At 46.0% G+C, this 15,962-nt stretch carries 14 protein-coding genes; 11 read left to right on the plus strand and 3 right to left on the minus strand.

What is annotated here, in order from left to right; translation table 11 throughout:
• The first annotated feature begins 328 nt into the window (after positions 1 to 328).
• From RH45_RS04465 to RH45_RS04500, 8 genes are all read left to right on the plus strand, one after another.
• Positions 329 to 2,623 carry a HEAT repeat domain-containing protein gene (locus RH45_RS04465; protein ID WP_008074296.1) on the plus strand — a complete coding sequence of 765 codons (2,295 nt, stop codon included), beginning with the start codon at positions 329 to 331 and terminating at the stop codon, positions 2,621 to 2,623.
• An 88-nt stretch (positions 2,624 to 2,711) separates the two neighbouring features.
• A complete protein-coding gene (locus tag RH45_RS04470) occupies positions 2,712 to 5,225 on the plus strand; it encodes a PAS domain S-box protein (RefSeq protein ID WP_008074298.1) in 2,514 nt (837 codons plus the stop codon).
• An 18-nt stretch (positions 5,226 to 5,243) separates the two neighbouring features.
• On the plus strand, positions 5,244 to 6,581 hold the full coding sequence (locus RH45_RS04475) for a sigma-54-dependent transcriptional regulator (protein ID WP_008074300.1): 1,338 nt from the start codon (positions 5,244 to 5,246) through the stop codon (positions 6,579 to 6,581).
• Between the two features lie 73 nt (positions 6,582 to 6,654).
• Complete coding sequence (locus tag RH45_RS04480; RefSeq protein ID WP_008074302.1) at positions 6,655 to 6,954, plus strand: ArsR/SmtB family transcription factor; 300 nt, start codon at positions 6,655 to 6,657, stop codon at positions 6,952 to 6,954.
• Positions 6,935 to 7,507: an RNA polymerase sigma factor SigZ gene (gene sigZ, locus RH45_RS04485; RefSeq protein ID WP_008074304.1), complete on the plus strand. Its 573-nt coding sequence runs from the start codon at positions 6,935 to 6,937 to the stop codon at positions 7,505 to 7,507. The genes RH45_RS04480 and sigZ overlap by 20 nt, the downstream gene beginning before the upstream one ends.
• 103 nt (positions 7,508 to 7,610) lie before the next feature.
• Positions 7,611 to 8,300, plus strand: a complete 690-nt coding sequence (locus tag RH45_RS04490; RefSeq protein ID WP_008074306.1) for a glutathione S-transferase family protein — start codon at positions 7,611 to 7,613, stop codon at positions 8,298 to 8,300.
• A gap of 90 nt (positions 8,301 to 8,390) precedes the next feature.
• Positions 8,391 to 8,777 carry an MAPEG family protein gene (locus RH45_RS04495; RefSeq protein WP_008074308.1) on the plus strand — a complete coding sequence of 129 codons (387 nt, stop codon included), beginning with the start codon at positions 8,391 to 8,393 and terminating at the stop codon, positions 8,775 to 8,777.
• Complete coding sequence (locus tag RH45_RS04500; RefSeq protein ID WP_008074310.1) at positions 8,777 to 9,292, plus strand: hypothetical protein; 516 nt, start codon at positions 8,777 to 8,779, stop codon at positions 9,290 to 9,292. Before RH45_RS04495 ends, RH45_RS04500 begins: the two co-directional genes overlap by 1 nt.
• Positions 9,293 to 9,345: 53 nt before the next feature.
• On the opposite strand, the gene RH45_RS04505 is transcribed toward RH45_RS04500, so the two are convergent.
• Positions 9,346 to 10,368, minus strand: coding sequence for an acyltransferase (locus tag RH45_RS04505; protein ID WP_008074312.1), 1,023 nt, complete (start codon positions 10,366 to 10,368; stop codon positions 9,346 to 9,348).
• Positions 10,369 to 10,726: 358 nt separating this feature from the next.
• On the opposite strand from RH45_RS04505, the gene RH45_RS04510 reads away from it, so the two are divergent.
• Positions 10,727 to 11,314, plus strand: a complete 588-nt coding sequence (locus RH45_RS04510; protein ID WP_008074319.1) for a TetR/AcrR family transcriptional regulator — start codon at positions 10,727 to 10,729, stop codon at positions 11,312 to 11,314.
• Positions 11,315 to 11,421: 107 nt separating this feature from the next.
• The gene (locus RH45_RS04515; protein WP_008074320.1) at positions 11,422 to 12,270 is read left to right on the plus strand and encodes an alpha/beta hydrolase; all 849 of its coding nucleotides are present in this window, start codon (positions 11,422 to 11,424) and stop codon (positions 12,268 to 12,270) included.
• Positions 12,271 to 12,302: 32 nt separating this feature from the next.
• On the opposite strand, the gene RH45_RS04520 is transcribed toward RH45_RS04515, so the two are convergent.
• Complete coding sequence (locus tag RH45_RS04520; protein ID WP_008074321.1) at positions 12,303 to 13,298, minus strand: AraC family transcriptional regulator; 996 nt, start codon at positions 13,296 to 13,298, stop codon at positions 12,303 to 12,305.
• 5 nt (positions 13,299 to 13,303) lie between these two features.
• The gene (locus RH45_RS04525) at positions 13,304 to 14,080 is read right to left on the minus strand and encodes an SDR family NAD(P)-dependent oxidoreductase (RefSeq protein WP_008074322.1); all 777 of its coding nucleotides are present in this window, start codon (positions 14,078 to 14,080) and stop codon (positions 13,304 to 13,306) included.
• A 324-nt stretch (positions 14,081 to 14,404) separates the two neighbouring features.
• Between RH45_RS04525 and RH45_RS04530 the strand changes: the two genes are divergently transcribed.
• Positions 14,405 to 15,793, plus strand: a complete 1,389-nt coding sequence (locus RH45_RS04530) for an SLC13 family permease (protein WP_008074323.1) — start codon at positions 14,405 to 14,407, stop codon at positions 15,791 to 15,793.
• Positions 15,794 to 15,962 lie beyond the last annotated feature (169 nt).

Consider the following 15,962-nt stretch of genomic DNA (forward strand, 5'->3'; position numbering starts at 1 on the left):
CTTTGGTCATGAATGCAGTCGGGTTTTATTTTTCGCCGTTAAGCTAAGAGCATAAAGTGTTCCAAGATTGATAGATTTATTTATTGCAATAAAAACAATAATTTAAGTATTGTGTGAGCCAGATCTAACCGCGTTTTATTTAACGTTTTGTTCAACCCGATGAGCGATGGCTGAACGAAACGTTAAACTAAGTTGAATATTCTCCCATCGCTCATAGCGGCTTGTATCTATGGCTATGAAATAAAAGGATATTTTTATATTTCTCTTTTAGGCATGGATTCTGCTAAGTGAAGTAAGTCGAAAGGTGAATATTACGAGGGAAGTGGTTATGCAACAGACCATAAATAGCGCGACGCAAACAGTAGATGTTGACGTTGAGCGGAAGTCTCAGCAGTTACTGGTTAAGCTTTTAGAATTCGGTGACGAAGCGCAACGCTGTTACAGCGCTCGAGCGGTTGCTGACAGTCATTGTGAAGCCGCTATCTCAGCGTTGAATCAAAACCTATATCACCACGACCCAGATGTAGTTGTTGATGCAAGCCATGCTCTCGCCACTTTAAGTGGCGGTGACATTGAGTCATTGATTGATGTTGCCCAGCACCACCCTGAAGGTGATGCACGATTAGCAGCGTTGGATGCGTTGGCGAATCAGATCTCCCGGCATGATGTTGAAATCGTGTTCACCGATATCGCCTTAGGCCGAGATGCAGGCGACCAATGGGGGATCAGCAGTGACTGGGATGACTGGTGGGATATTCAGTTAAAAGCGGTTCAAGTGCTAATTTCGCAGCCCAAACATCATTTTCTTGGTGTGTATCACCAAGTTTTAGAACAAGACCCTGAGCCAGAACTTGAAGCCGTGTTGTATCAAGGCATTGCTCAACTTGATCCCAGTTGGATCACTGACCAGTTGCTGCATTCACCATTAATGACCAAACGTAAATTGCTAAAAAGCTTGAGATTCAGCAACGCACAAATTGCCAAAGCATTTTTGTTTCGCCATCTAAACGATGAGGATGCCTTGGTGCGCCGAATTGCTTTGGAGGCACTGGCAGACAAGGAAGCTTACGAGTACTTCTGGGATGTAGCTCGATTGCTCCAAGATGACGATTCTGCTGTACAAAACAGCGCGTTAATGGCGCTTGAACGCTTATCTAGTTATGACGTGCTAGACAAGAAACGTCTTCACGGTTATCTCAAATGCGCTCCCGAAAAAGCACGAGCTCAAATCATTCAGTTGATGGAAGGTATGAACCTTGAGCAATCAGACTATCCGTCGTTACTTGAGTTCGCACAGCACCCTGACAGCCTAATTGCTCTAATGCGCCACTGCCGCTCAGGCAAAGTTCCTACTGACGTTCAGCAACAAATTGTGATTAGAGTGCGTAATGCCCTACAAAAGCCGAGTTTGGAAACTCATGTTCAGTTGCAACTGATTCGCGCCTTAGATCAAATAGAAAACTACATCGACCTCATTTTCCCGCTACTTGAAAAACGCGTCGCTGAAGTGGATGAGCAGACGCAGCAGGCAAAATACTGCGCCAGCGTTCGTCAAGCGAGCCTTGATATTGTCAGTCATCATGCGATTCCAGCATGTCAGCATTTATTGCGTACGACACTGTTTGGTTTGGAAGCCTATCCTGATTCGATTGCCGTTGAAACAGCATCAGACACTGATCCTAGTGAAGCTGAGCTTTTGGCGGTGTTAGAGCAGCATCAAGTGCCTGTGCAGGTTGAGAATGAAAACCAGCCGACGTCGACCTTAGGTGCGATAAGCCAGTCGAACCTGCAAGCTAAGTTGGTCCCTATGCAGACAATAGACGACCAACAAGGGCATATTGTCGATATGGTGGATGAGTTGGACGAAGAGTACCAAGAATTCGCTCAGGCGGTGAAATCGAACTTTGATAGCGCAGATAAGCTTGACCTTAATCGAAAGAAAATTGCCAGATTGCCTGAGTTTGATAACAAAATTTTGGTATTACGCAGCTTAGGCCAATCACGTCACCCTGACGCAATTGAGTGGTTGGTGGAAGCTTTACTGGGGGCCAGTGAAGCGGAGATGGTGGAGATTTTCCAATCGCTTGCTCGCCAAAAAAGGAGTCACCCTAAAGCAAAATCGGCGGACAACGGCATTGGTGCAGTCGGTAAGGTGCTGTTCAGTGGTCAAGAGTTGACTCAGCAAAGCGCGGTCAAATTCCTTATCTATGTCCCAGCGAGCAAAGCTGTACCATTATTGATAGAAGCCTGTGCAAGTCGTCACGAGCATGTACGTTTATGTGCGTTGTTCAGTTTAGAGCCGCATCTTAACAAGGTACCGACTTTGCTCAAGCCTCAAGTTGAACAGGTAGTGAAGCAAGCCTTGAACGATCAGGCCAATGGAGTGCGAAAGCAGGCATTAAAATTGGCGTGTTTGATGCGACAAAACTGGCAGGTGGAGCTAGGAATATCATTGTCATTATTGGTTGAGTTAGCTCTAGATGACGATGAGTGTCACTCCGTAGCCTTTGAGCGCTTCCCTTGCGAAAAGAATCAGGTGCTCAATTGGTTACACGAGCACTGGTCGTCACTTTCACCACAACAACAGCCTAATGCCATCAGGTTGTTCGGTGCCTTGCTGTAGGCGATTTCTGATGAAGCGCTCAAAATAAGGAGGTCAGTCTGACGCGTGCCTCCTTTTTCCTTACTCTGAGTCGGGGAACACCAAATCGATGGACATGATGAGTTACCAGTCAAATCAGCCTGACAATAAAACGCTACGTTCAGAGTGGCTGCTTTGGGCCATTCCAGCCTATATTGCATTGTTGATCTGGATGAGTCTTCATTATCTGCTGAGTGTGGATAACGACAAGCAGTATGCGTTGCACAATGAGCGGGTTATTGTTGATCTGATCGATGAAGTGTTGGGTGAAACTCTGATTCGCATGTCAGCAGACGCAAAAAACTTAACTTACGTCACCGGAAGAATCATCGCCCAAGAGCCACAACCTTATCGCGCGCTTAAAGCATACTTTGTTCAATTGAGTGCCAATAATCACAACTATGACCAAATTCGTTTTCTCGACACTGAAGGGTATGAGCGTCTGAGAGTGAATAACGTCAACGGCGAGGTCTCAGTTGTCGCTCCCAATCAGTTGCAAAACAAAGCCCATCGTTACTACTGGCAATACTCTAACCGACTGGTGGAGGGAGAAGTGTACATTTCTCCGATGGATTTAAACGTCGAGGGAGGCGAAATTCAAAAGCCGCTAAAACCGACCATTCGAGTCGGGACTCCTGTATTCGATAATGATGGTCAGCGACTCGGCGTAATTATCCTCAACTACAAAGGCAATCAGCTAATTAAGAAGCTCCTCACCGTTGCCCCAAGCTTTACTAATCATGTTTATCTTTATAATCCGCAGGGCATTGCAGTTATCCATCCAACCGATTCAAAGGGCAGCAATTTTGCTGTTCAGCCTAATCGCGAGTTGCCCGATGACGTGTTTGATTGGATTCAGTCTCTGCAGCAAGGCCAGCGACTGCTCGGCGAAAGCTACTACACTTTCTCACAAATCTCCGCGCCAAATAACGGCAGTTGGACTGTGGTGTCCGTGTTTCCCGTACAGCGATTCAACCTTTCGCGCCAAGCGTTTAACCAACAATATTCTTGGTTTTACCTGCTTCTGTTTGTCGTCATTACGCTGGCGACGTTAGTCTTCAGTCGTTATCGGGTTCAAGCTCGATTTCTGCGTCAACGGCAAGGTTACGAACAGCACTTTCGTCATACTCTAGAAAACATTCAATTGGCTGCTGTCAGTATTAATCAACGAGGGGTGATTACATTCTGTAATGACTTCTTTTTGCACATGGTTGGATATCAAGCCGATGAAGTGATTGGCCGTCCTTGGGTCGAGCGCTTTATTCCTAAGGAGTTGCAAGCGCAAGCCAAGCAAGCACTCAACGAGGCCATTCGCCAGCAGACTCATCAACCTCATAGTGAGAGCGTGGTACTTAGTAAAGCGGGTGAAGCTCACCTAGTGTCATGGACTTCTACGTTCACTGAATCGAACGATCAAGAAGTTTCTCTCACCCTGTTAGGTGAAGATGTCACAAAGCAGAAGATGGCGCAGGATCATCTTCAGCGCCTGAGCCATGCGGTTGAGAGCAGTCAAAACTCAGTGATGATTACTGATCTGGATGGCAAGATCATCTACGTTAACCCGGTGTTCTGTGAGTTAACAGGCTATCTGCGTGAAGAAGTGCTTGGACGATCGCCAAAGTTTCTCCAGTCTGGGGAAATGAACAAAGCCGATTACGATGTGTTGTGGCAAACCTTAAGTGCGGGTCAGGAGTGGAAAGGCGAATTTCATAACCGTAAAAAGTCCGGAGAGTTGTTCTGGGAACGTGCGCGTATCTCACCGGTTAAAGATGTCGAAGGGCGCTCGCTTTATTACGTCGCCGTAAAACAAGACATCAGTGAAGAGAAGCGTCTAGCCGAAGAAGTAGAAACGCAAACTCGTGAACGTATTCATCATGAAAAGCTCGCAGCAGTGGGTAAAGTCGTCAATATGATTGCCCATGATTTACGCAATCCTCTGAGCTCAATCAAAATGGTGTTGCAGCTACAATCTCGGGCTCAACCGAATGAAATGTTTGATATTTCTCTCGATCAGGTCCGTTACATGGAAGCGATACTAGAAGAGTTGTTGAGTTACTCTCGACCTGATCAGTTTAAGCCTGAATGGATCGATTTAAATAAACTGCTGGAGGGAGTCGTTGCCAGCCAACAGAAACTGGCGAAGCAAAATGAAGTGGAATTGGAGCTCGTTGCGTGGCCGAAATTGCCGACTTTGTTGGCGGACCCAATCAAACTTCGTCAAGCCTTACAGAATTTAGTGCTAAACGCGGTACAAGCTGCACAAAGTGAGCAAAGCGGCGCCGCGAAAGTGACCATCAGTTCTAACATCATGATCACAGATTCAAACACCCAGTTACTGGTTGAGATAAGAAATAACGGACAATCGATAGATCCTTGTACTCTTGATAAGGTTTTTGAGCCTTTCTTTACTACCAAGGCGAAAGGGACTGGCTTGGGCTTGGCGATCGTCAAACGTATTATCGACAGCCATCAGGGGCAAATAGAACTGCTGCCGACTTCACATGGCACTCTTGCCAGAGTACGCATTCCAGCGTCACAATCCCTATCGTCGAATAATGACCAAAAGACATTGCAACAAGCTTAAAAAAAGGATGTATCTACCATGAGTAAGCTGCTAATCGTTGATGATGACACTGGCATCAGCCGAACCTTACAACTGCATTATCAGTCGGAAGGCTTTCAGGTTAATGTTGCCAACTGTGTTGACGATGGGGTCAATGTTGCAGCTCAGTTTTTACCAGATGTGATCATTCTTGATATTCGTATGGAAGGCAAATCAGGAATAGAGGGTTTACCAGAGTTTAAGGCCGCTTGCCCGCAGGCGCGGATAATTATGATCACCGCATTCCATGATATGGACAGCACCATTGCTGCGATGCAAGAAGGGGCTGATGAGTATATTCACAAGCCAATCGATATTGATGAGCTTGATCAGGCCGTAACAACTGCTTTGGAGTATCACGCATCGACTCATCAAGCGAGTGTGTCGATTCCTGACACTTTTGGACGCTCTATGGTTGGCTCATCTCATGCGATGAAGGAAATATACAAGACGATCGGTCGAGTTGCGATGACCAATGCGTCGGTGATGATTACTGGGGAATCGGGGACTGGTAAAGAGATGGTGGCGAGAGCGATTCATAATGCAAGGCGCAGTGATTCGGCCCCGTTTGTTGCTTTAAACTGTGCTGCATTGGTTGAAAATTTGTTGGAATCAGAGATGTTTGGTCACAAGAAAGGCGCATTTACTGGTGCCATTTCCGATCAAGCGGGAAAATTTGAGCTGGCCAGCGGCGGCACCCTGTTCCTTGATGAAGTTGGTGAGTTGTCTTCGCAAATCCAAGCCAAGCTATTGCGAGTATTGCAGGAGAAAGAATTTACCCCGATTGGCGGTAAATCGGCGCAGCAGACTTCAGCGCGTATTATCTCTGCAACTAATATCGATTTCGAGCAGGCGATCCTAGATAAATCCTTTCGCGAAGACTTGTTCTATCGCTTACAAGTCGTCAGAATTCACATCCCACCACTACGAGAGCGGCCAGACGATCTGTCTGAGTTGATTCCAGCTTTGTTAGCCCGAGCAAACAAAGAGCTCAATACCAAGGTATCAAAAGTGGCGCTAGATGCCATGGACTTATTGTGTGCTTACCCTTGGCCAGGCAATGTTCGCGAACTGGAAAATACCTTAACCAAAGCAGTTGCTCTTTGCCCTGGAGACATATTGACCATCGACTTATTTGATGAACTGCGCGCTCGAACTCCTGTCGATGAGGCGAAGGCTAAGTTAACCGATCTTAGCTTGCAGGACATGGAGTACCAACATGCCATCGCAGTACTTAACTCTGTGGATGGCCATAAAGGCAAAGCGTGCGAGATCTTAAAGATTAGCCGACCAAGACTGCAACGTATTTTAGAAAAGAGCGATGACACCACGGTCTAAACTGATCAATGTTTAAATTGCACTTGGTATATATTTCGATTATTCTGGAAATATATGTTTGAGTGGAGTGGTTATGGAACTTGAAATTGTCGCTAAAGCACTAAAAGAGCTGGGTCATCCGACGCGCCTTTCTATCTACAAAACCGTGGTTAAAGCAGGATATCAGGGTATTGCCGTCGGTGCTGTACAAGATCTATTGGCTATTCCCGGTTCGACACTGTCTCACCATATTTCCAGTTTGGCGTCTGCGGGGTTGATAAGCCAGCGACGCGAAGGCCGTACTTTGTTTTGTGTCGCAGAGTATCAGTGCCTTGAAGGCGTGATTGGCTTCCTTCAAGATGAGTGTTGTGCGGATGAAAAGTGTGGTGAGTAAGCTCAGTCTCGAAACTGTCTGGGGTCAGTATCAACAAGCCCTAAAAGGCTTTCTGCATTCAAAAGTCTCTAACCCAGATGATGTGGACGATTTACAGCAAGAAATCTTGATCAAGACGCACCAAAGTCTTCATCAGATTCAAGATGTAGAAAGCGTCAAGGCTTGGCTATTCCAGTTGGCCAACCGCACCATCATCGACTTTTACCGTAAACGCGCGAGGCAGCAGCGAGACAATGACCTCGTGGCTGACGATTTGTGGTTCGAACAGTCGCAAGCGACGATTGAACAGGAAATGTCTCACTGTATTAAACCTTTCATTCATGCTTTGCCTGAAGAGCCGTCTCAATTGCTGGATGCGATCGAGCTGCAAGGAGAAAGTCAAAAGCTTTTGGCTGAAAAAGTTGGCATCAGTTACTCAACCCTAAAGTCTCGCGTGCAGAAAAGCCGAGTCCAACTAAAAAAATTGTTTGAAGAATGCTGTACCTTAGAGCTGGATCAACACGGCTCAGTGATTGATTGTGAAAGAAAATCAAAAGGTTGCAGTAACTGCTAGAAAAAAACAAAAATAATGTCGTCTTTGGCCAACTTGTATCGTCTTAAAGGTGTAAGGGATGTGAAAACGCATGCCACTTTCATTGTAAAAGAGAGTATCTAAGATGATCAAAATCGTAAGCTTTAAAATTTGTCCGTTCGTTCAACGTGTTACTGCTGCTCTAGAAGCAAAGCAGATCCCATATCAAGTCGAGTACATTAGCCTCAAAGATAAGCCGCAATGGTTTTTGGATATTTCCCCGAATGGTCAAGTGCCCGTATTAGTGACAGAAAAGGGGACAGCGCTGTTTGAATCTGATGCGATCATCGAATACATCGAAGATGAGTTTGGCCCACTCGAACAACAAATCTCAAATGAACAACGTGCGCTTGACCGTGCTTGGTCTTACCTTGGCTCTAAGCACTATCTGGCTCAGTGTGGCGCCATGAGTAGTGCGAGCCAAGATACGTTGTTGGAGCGAGTAGAAAAACTAGCGAAAGCATTCGATAAAGCAGAGCAGCAACTCGTTGGCCCACTATTCAAGGGTGCTGAACTAAGTAATGTTGATATTGCGTGGCTACCTTTACTGCACCGTGCGCACATCATAAAGTCACGCACTTGCTTTGACATGCTGGAAGGTTTTCCCAAAATGCAAGCATGGCAAAAGGCACTCATGGCATCAGGTCTGGTTGAAAAAACGGTTGCTGAAGACTTTGAACAGGCTTTTGCTGGCTTTTACCTGTCTGATAAAACTTTTTTAGGTAAGGGTGAAGATTGCCAGTCTTCATCCGGTTGCGGCACAAGTTGTTGTTAATTCAAGATCTCGTCCTTTCATAGCCTCGCTGTTCAGCGGGGCTTTTTTGTGCTTAATTGGTTATGACAATGATAAAAAAGGAGAACCCAAATGGTCACAGCGCTTTATGCGTCTATTTTAGCTGCTTTAATGATCTGGCTGTCTATTCAAGTGATAAAGCAACGCAGAAAGGCACAAGTCAAATATGCCGACGGTGGTGTGGATGCATTACAAGTTGCACGCAGTGCCCATGGTAACGCCGTGGATTACGTGCCAATCACGCTCATCATGATGGCGTTACTTGAGTACAACGGAGCCAGTTTGTGGATGGTTCACCTCTGTGGTGTCGCATTCATCATAGGCCGTATCATGCATGCTAAAAGCATTTTGGCCGATAAACTGAAAGGCCGCATTACGGGCATGAAGCTGACCTATTTGGTGATGGTCGCGTTGATTGTGCTAAACATTGTTTACCTACCATTTGAGAGAATGTGGTAATGAGTCGTCGCCTGCCACCTGCTTGGGTACTAGTCCTGTTTGGTTTAGTGCTGAATGTGATGGCAATACTCATGTCGAGCGTGGTACTGGATAAATTGAGCAATGAAATAAACGGTTTATCTGAGAAAAAGAGCGAAAATATCTACGCGATTCAGTTAGCTTGGAGTCACGTTGAAACACTTGAGCGCAAAAGAGAGATGTTACTTTTGCACTTAGGACAGGCGGAGACGATGGATGACTCAATCGCGATGGTGCTGCGCGGCCAATTGAGTGACTGGGTTAACCAGCCTGTTCCGGCGATTATTCAATCGAACTTGGCATCCTTAATGACGCTGATTAACCGTGCTCAGCAGTTAGAGCGAGAAAAAATCGATGACTATTATTTGCACAACTTGACGATAGGCGAGCAAATGGCGCGCTTGGATCATGATATTGCGTGGTACAAAAACGTTGGTCTGTTCTTGCAGATATTCGGTTTGGCCTTAATTCTCGCCAGAGACTTGGCCCGTAAATAGTAAAAAGCGATGGTTGAGCCATCGCTTTTTTAGTTTTCAAGGGAGCATTTTAGTTAGCGAAACAGCCAGCGATACAAGGGAGTACGTGCCAGTGCCGCCACTAATAGCAAGGTTCCAATCAGCGTACCGCCAAAAATAATGATGTCTTTGCTTAAATCGGTCAATTCCAATTTACCCGCAAGGTTCATCATGAGGATGATCACCGGCAAATGAGCAACATAGATAGGCAGCACCCATTTTGCGAGTGAAGCCACCCATTTAGACTGACCTAAATAGGGCTTTGACAATAGCCACAAGAAACAACCCGTTCCCCAAAATACGGTTCCAAACAGGTAATCATTGGCGTTGAATACCTGGCCATGATTGGATAGCCACCAAGCTTCAATGAAGTGGGCGCTCATACCAAACAGAGCGATGACCATGGCTTGTGTACTGGAAACTTGATAATTGTGTTGTCGAATCGTAAAGCCCAATGCAAACAGAAGAGTGCTAAAGAATGGCCCGTTACGGGTAAAAATAGGTGCCCAAAGTTCGGTGAGCGATACGTAACTCCCAGCCAATACACCGTAGACGTAAAGCAATACCGCGAGAGGTAGTAATAGGGAGAGTTTGTTGAACCTTACGAGCAGTCCGGTTAGCAGAGCAGCACACATTAGGGCAGGGATAAACCACAAGTGAACTAAGCCCCCTTCAAGCACCGAGTTAAGCGGTGTATCTGCTAGAAACTGCCAGTAACCTTCGCGTTCTGCCAAATAGCCTTGCTCTGCAACCACCTGGAGGTTGAATGGCATCGCAAGGCAGATGATGCTCCAAATGATGTAGACCTTTAATAACGGGGCCAGATAGTGCCACAAGGTAACCATAGGTTGAGAAGTCAGCTTAGGCTGGATTAAATAACCGGAAATCAGAAAGAATAAAGGCACGGCAAAGCGAGTCGCTTGGTTGAAAACATAACCAAACCACGGGGTATTGTCGTACTGCCAATAAGTGAGGAACATCTGACAGTGCATGGCGACAATCGCTAAAATCGCAATGACGCGGCCAAGCTCAATGCTGGTAATCTTTGGAGGGTTCATAGTACTCAATTCAAGGTAATATTCGCCGCAGACATTAGCAGTTCATGGTAGTGAGAAATTTGATTCCAAACGGTGTTTTTCACCGTTCTCACTCGGTCTTGAAAGATTTTGAGAGGCAAATCTCGTTTCATTTCTGATTTGTATGTCGGTGAAATCTTTATATTTTACAGACTGATAAACTATGTCTATCAATTGGCGTTTCGCGTTGCTTTTGTGAATGTTTTGATTAAGTAAAAGGGCCTACGGGATAGTCTCTAATGGAAGAATAGAGTGCTCGTTTTATAAATAGTCCCCGTTTGTTATTGGAAAAAAAGAACGAGTGTGCTAAAAAGGCTCAATGAAATAGCGAGAGCAGTGTATGAGCAAAGGTAAAGTTACCCGAGAGAATATCTTGAATAAGGCATTTGAGCTGGCAAGTGAGAATGGCTTAGAAAGCCTTACCATTGGTGAATTGGCCAAGCAGTGCGGGATGTCTAAAAGTGGTTTGTTTGCGCACTTTAACTCAAAAGATAACCTGCAAATCTCGGTACTAGAATTTGCTAACCAGACCTTTGTACAACGCGTTATTGCTCCAGCCCGTGAGCAAACCTCGCTCAGCATCGAGCAAAAATTGACGACTTTGCTCGATAATTGGTTAGGGTGGAACCATTCATTCCAAGGCAGTTGTATGTTTCTTGATGCCTGGAAAGAGATGGGTAGTGAGGCGCCACCAACGCAGCAGGCGTTGAAGAAAACCATTGCAACTTGGGTTGAGTATCTGCGTATTCAAGTGGCAAAAGGTGTCGAAAACGGAGAGTTTCGCGGCGATCTAGACCCTAAACAAGCGACTTTCGAGTTGTATGGTTTATACCTCAGTGCCCACCTGTTTTATTCGTTGCACGGGGAACAAGCCAGCTACCAGCATTTTTGGCACGGTGTAAAACGCTTAATAGCAAGCTGGAAATAAGCGAATCAATATAGGCTAAGTAAGATACTTGGCTTATTATTTAACTAAAAATAGCACGGTCGTTCGCTTTTGCGAGAGGTAAGGACTGGCGAAGAAAGGATAAGAAAATGAGTGAGAAGATTTACTTTAATACCTCGCAGAAGTTTAGTGTTAAGAAGAGCTTAGTAAACTTGACCACGCGTCTGCATCATACGTTAGCGCCAAAGCATGCAAAGAATACCGCGCGCAAATTGCTGCTAACCCCTGCTCGCACACAGCCGAAAAACGCTGAGCCTGCTGGCTTAGTTAAAGGTGAGGTTACTTCAAAAGAAGGTGTGCTCAAGACCTATCAACTTGGTTCAGGGCCTGTGTGGGTTCTGACTCATGGTTGGTCAGGCAGCGCTAGCCAGTACTACCCATTAATGGAGCACATTGCCAGCCGAGGATACACCGCGTTGGCTTATGACCATCCGGGGCATGGGCAAAGTGGTGGCGTCTATGGCCATATCCCAGCATTTGTTCACGGCTTGGAAGCCATACTGGATAGTGTTGATGAGGTTGCCGGATTAGTCGGTCATAGCATGGGGACCGCTTCTTCCATTGAATGTCATCACAAGAAGCTGGTGGATAAGCCGTTTTTGCTGATCGCGCCTGTTCTCGATTATCTTGATAACCTGTTTGGCAGTGTTGCTCGCTCGGGATATTCAATGCGTTTGTTCAATGCGGTGGTTTCCGAAGTGGAAGAAGAGTATCGCTATCCGATTCAATCGATTGATCCCTATAACAAGTTAAAGTTACGCCAAGCGCAAACCATCATAGTGCATGATCAAGGTGATAAATTTACTAAGTTTGATGTGTCTAAGCGGGCAGCGGAAGAAATGGAAAAAGTCACATTAGTTGCGACGCAGGGCCAAGGCCATGGTCGAGTAATGAAGTGCGACGAGGTGTTGGCAAGCTTCGATAAACTGATTGCCTAACGAGATGGAAAAGGGAGCTTGAGCTCCCTTTTTTAATGACACTGTTCGCGGTAGTGACCGGGTGATACGCCTTTCCAAGTACTGTAGGCGCGAATGAATGAGTTAGATTCTTGAAAACCTAGTAGAAAAGAGATTTCACCTAACGACATGTGTGACTTCTCTAGGTAGTGATCGGCTAATTCTGCTCGCACCGATTGCAGCAAAGCTTGAAAGCTCTCGCCTTCGTGACTGAGTTTTCTTTGCAGAGTTCGCTTACTGATCGCAAGCTTTGCCGCGACTTCTTCGATACTGGATTGGCCAGCAGGAAGAATTTCAAACAGCACGGAGCGAACACGATCCGAGTTAGAGGCATCACCATCTAAGTCGGCGAGTTTTTGATTGAGCTTTGCTTCAAAGAACTCCCACATCGCGAGATTAGACGTTAAAAACTTGCGTTGTGCGTCAACCGCAGAAAAGCGGATACTCACTTCAGGGCCTTTTTCAATCTGGCAGCCAAAGTAGTCTTGATAAGCGCTGATGTTGTCAGGAAGCACTTGTAACGTGACGTTTAGAGGTTGGATAGCTTCGCGTGTCGCTAAGCGAGCCAGTTGGGTGAAGAATACGGTTTCCATCAAACCCAGCGTCTTTGGCAACTCACCTTGATAACCGTAGCAGCGAATGTTGATTGTTGTTGCGTCGCTGCCTTGTGACACCTCGGATAACATAGGGCCTATCAATGGCTTATATTGAGATAGCCTGTGCAATGCTGAGTTTAAATCAGGGCTACAGATTGCTGCAAACAGCGGGGCGTCAAACGCTTCAACAGAAAGGTGTTGAGCAAACAGCAAGGGGACTTCAACATCTCCAGCCGCGTGCTCAAGGCCATTGCAAAGCTGAAAGTACTCTTGCGGAGTCAGCGTCGCGTTTTCTCGATTCAGTAGGTCTGCGGGTAGGTTGGCATACGTCAACACTGCTTGCGGATCTATCTGCATATCGCTTAGCAATACTTTCCAGATAGGGGAGACTGAAAATCGATTCGCGCGTTTCATAGGCGTTATTTCTTTTCCATAAATTGACGAGACATCTTGAGGACCATCTTACGTGGTAAAAATGGAATCACCCAGTTTAGTTGGAATTTTAGCCCGCGTTCATTGAAAGCCACAAGTTGCCCTTTCTCCATGGCTTGGTAACCACACTCAGCAACAGAGCGCGGTGATTTTGCGTTCTTCCATATATCTACCCCATCAAGGTTACCTGCTTCGACAAATCCCGTAGCAACAGCGCCTGGGCATAAAGCGGTTACGGTAACGTTGTGCTCTGCGACTTCTTCAGCAATCGCCTGACTGAATGAGGTAACGTACGCCTTGGTCGCATAGTAAACGGCTTGGAGCGGACCAGGAATAAACGATGCGGTGGAGGATACGTTAAGGATTCTGCCGCTGCGGCGATCCACCATGCCTTTTAGAAAATGGTGGGTAAGGTTGGTTAACGTCACCATATTAAGCTGCATCATTGCTTGGTCATCGGCAAGCTCACGCTCATGGAACTTCCCGTGACCGCCAAAGCCCGCATTGTTGATTAAGGTATCAATCTGCAAACCTAGCCCAGTAATTTTCTCTGCGACTCTATCCGCTGAGGTTGGATCGGAGAGATCTTCGGCGATGACCACAACCTGAGTTTTATAGCGTGATTCTAACTCTTGCTTTAATGCGGCCAGTTTGTCTTGTGAGCGAGCGACTAAGACCAGATCGCCTCCTTTCTCTGCATGGATTTTGGCTAGCTCCAAACCAATACCGCCTGATGCGCCTGTGATTAATGCTGTGTTCGCCATGTTGAGTCCTCTTGCTGTTGTTTCTATCTCTCTTGGTGTGGAGAAATAATAAGCAATCAAAACGCGCCACGCACTGGCAAAAGATGACGCAATGCTAGCAGATCGTGCCAAGCGCTGTTGCGGTGAAAATAGTATCGATTTGATGGATAAATAGACGAGTTTCTAGCGGGGCCTGTGATGGAAAAATATTCAATCTATTCATATTATTAACATTGATAACCATGATTATGATGTGGTTAACAAATTTGCAATGAAAAATATTTCCTTTGCCGGTTGTGTGGGATCATTTGCTATGCCACAAGGCCCTCATAAGGAAAAATAATAATGAATAGAAATGATAGTGTCCCTTTACCTAGCAATACCCGAGAATGGTTGTTTAACCGCAATAGCATGATAGTTCTGGCTAACATCGCCTTGTTTGCGGCTCTGTACTTCACCCTACCTTTTGATCCTCAAGTGGTACTTGGGATCTGTATGTTAACCTTTGTCGCCATTTTATGGTTGACCGAAGCCTTGCATGTTACGGTCACCGCTATCTTAGTGCCCATCATGGCAGTACTGTTTGGTGTGTTTGACACTCAAACCGCACTGAACAACTTTGCCAACTCAATCATCTTTTTATTCCTTGGTGGCTTTGCGCTCGCTGCGGCGATGCATCGTCAAGGGCTCGATAAGGTGATTGCTGATAAAGTCCTTATTTTAGCCAAAGGCAAAATGAGTGTTGCGGTATTTATGTTGTTCGGTGTGACTGCGGCATTGTCGATGTGGATCAGTAATACTGCTACTACGGCAATGATGCTGCCTTTAGTGCTGGGCGTATTGAGTAAAGTAAACTCGGAAAGCGGACATAAAACTTATGTCTTTGTCCTGCTGGGAATTGCTTACAGCGCCAGTATTGGTGGTATTGCAACCATTGTTGGTAGCCCACCAAACGCCATTGCTGCGGCAGAAGTTGGCCTTACGTTTACTGAGTGGATGAGCTTTGGGGTGCCAACGACTCTGATTTTGTTACCAGTATCAATCGCCGTCTTGTTTGCGGTATTGAAACCTGATCTTAATGGTCAGTTTGAGCTTAATAGAGAAGCAGTCAACTGGGACAAAGGTAAGATTGTAACGTTAGCGATCTTTGCGGCGACGGTATGCTTATGGATTTTCAGTAAACCAATCAACGCCATGCTTGGTGGCTACGCGAAGTTTGATACGGTTGTCGCTCTTGCTGCTATTGTTGCGGTGAACTTCGCTCGAGTCGTGCATTGGAAAGACATTGAAAAAACCGCTGATTGGGGCGTATTGCTGCTGTTTGGGGGCGGAATTTGTTTGAGCAATGTACTGAAAGCGACGGGAACCAGTGTTTTCTTGGCGAATGCACTGAGTGAGATGATTGCTCATCTAGGCATCTTCTTCATTATCGCAGTCATTGCCGTGTTTGTCGTGTTCTTGACTGAATTTGCGAGTAACACTGCCAGTGCTGCGTTGCTGATTCCGGTATTCGCAAGTGTCGCCGAAGCCTTTGGCATGTCGCCTGTTATCCTGTCGGTATTGATTGCCGTAGCGGCGTCTTGTGCCTTTATGTTGCCCGTTGCAACGCCTCCTAATGCCATTGTGTTTGGCTCCGGCCATATCAAGCAAAGTGAGATGATGCGAGTCGGGATTATATTAAATCTCGCATGTATCGGTGCACTAACCTTTATTGCACTGAGCTTCTGGACATAAGTGTGTTTTCGTGACAAAAGCCAGCAAGATAACCATCTTGCTGGCTTTTTTTATGCTAGTTGTTAAGAGAGTTAAAGGCGTTCTGAGCAAAAGTCACCCAATAAATTTTTTGGTTATGTGACTGAGTATGACTTTATACATTTCAATACAAATTGGTGCGGAGTTCGAC

It is taken from the genome of Vibrio sinaloensis DSM 21326, assembly GCF_000189275.1.
Classification (GTDB): Bacteria; Pseudomonadota; Gammaproteobacteria; order Enterobacterales; family Vibrionaceae; genus Vibrio; species Vibrio sinaloensis.

Coding starts and splice junctions, on each gene's coding strand:
- RH45_RS04465 (WP_008074296.1), top strand. CDS start 329: ATGCAACAGACCATAAATAGCGCGACGCAAACAGTAGATGTTGACGTT.
- RH45_RS04470 (WP_008074298.1), top strand. CDS start 2,712: ATGGACATGATGAGTTACCAGTCAAATCAGCCTGACAATAAAACGCTA.
- RH45_RS04475 (WP_008074300.1), top strand. CDS start 5,244: ATGAGTAAGCTGCTAATCGTTGATGATGACACTGGCATCAGCCGAACC.
- RH45_RS04480 (WP_008074302.1), top strand. CDS start 6,655: ATGGAACTTGAAATTGTCGCTAAAGCACTAAAAGAGCTGGGTCATCCG.
- sigZ (WP_008074304.1), top strand. CDS start 6,935: ATGAAAAGTGTGGTGAGTAAGCTCAGTCTCGAAACTGTCTGGGGTCAG.
- RH45_RS04490 (WP_008074306.1), top strand. CDS start 7,611: ATGATCAAAATCGTAAGCTTTAAAATTTGTCCGTTCGTTCAACGTGTT.
- RH45_RS04495 (WP_008074308.1), top strand. CDS start 8,391: ATGGTCACAGCGCTTTATGCGTCTATTTTAGCTGCTTTAATGATCTGG.
- RH45_RS04500 (WP_008074310.1), top strand. CDS start 8,777: ATGAGTCGTCGCCTGCCACCTGCTTGGGTACTAGTCCTGTTTGGTTTA.
- RH45_RS04505 (WP_008074312.1), bottom strand. CDS start 10,368: ATGAACCCTCCAAAGATTACCAGCATTGAGCTTGGCCGCGTCATTGCG.
- RH45_RS04510 (WP_008074319.1), top strand. CDS start 10,727: ATGAGCAAAGGTAAAGTTACCCGAGAGAATATCTTGAATAAGGCATTT.
- RH45_RS04515 (WP_008074320.1), top strand. CDS start 11,422: ATGAGTGAGAAGATTTACTTTAATACCTCGCAGAAGTTTAGTGTTAAG.
- RH45_RS04520 (WP_008074321.1), bottom strand. CDS start 13,298: ATGAAACGCGCGAATCGATTTTCAGTCTCCCCTATCTGGAAAGTATTG.
- RH45_RS04525 (WP_008074322.1), bottom strand. CDS start 14,080: ATGGCGAACACAGCATTAATCACAGGCGCATCAGGCGGTATTGGTTTG.
- RH45_RS04530 (WP_008074323.1), top strand. CDS start 14,405: ATGAATAGAAATGATAGTGTCCCTTTACCTAGCAATACCCGAGAATGG.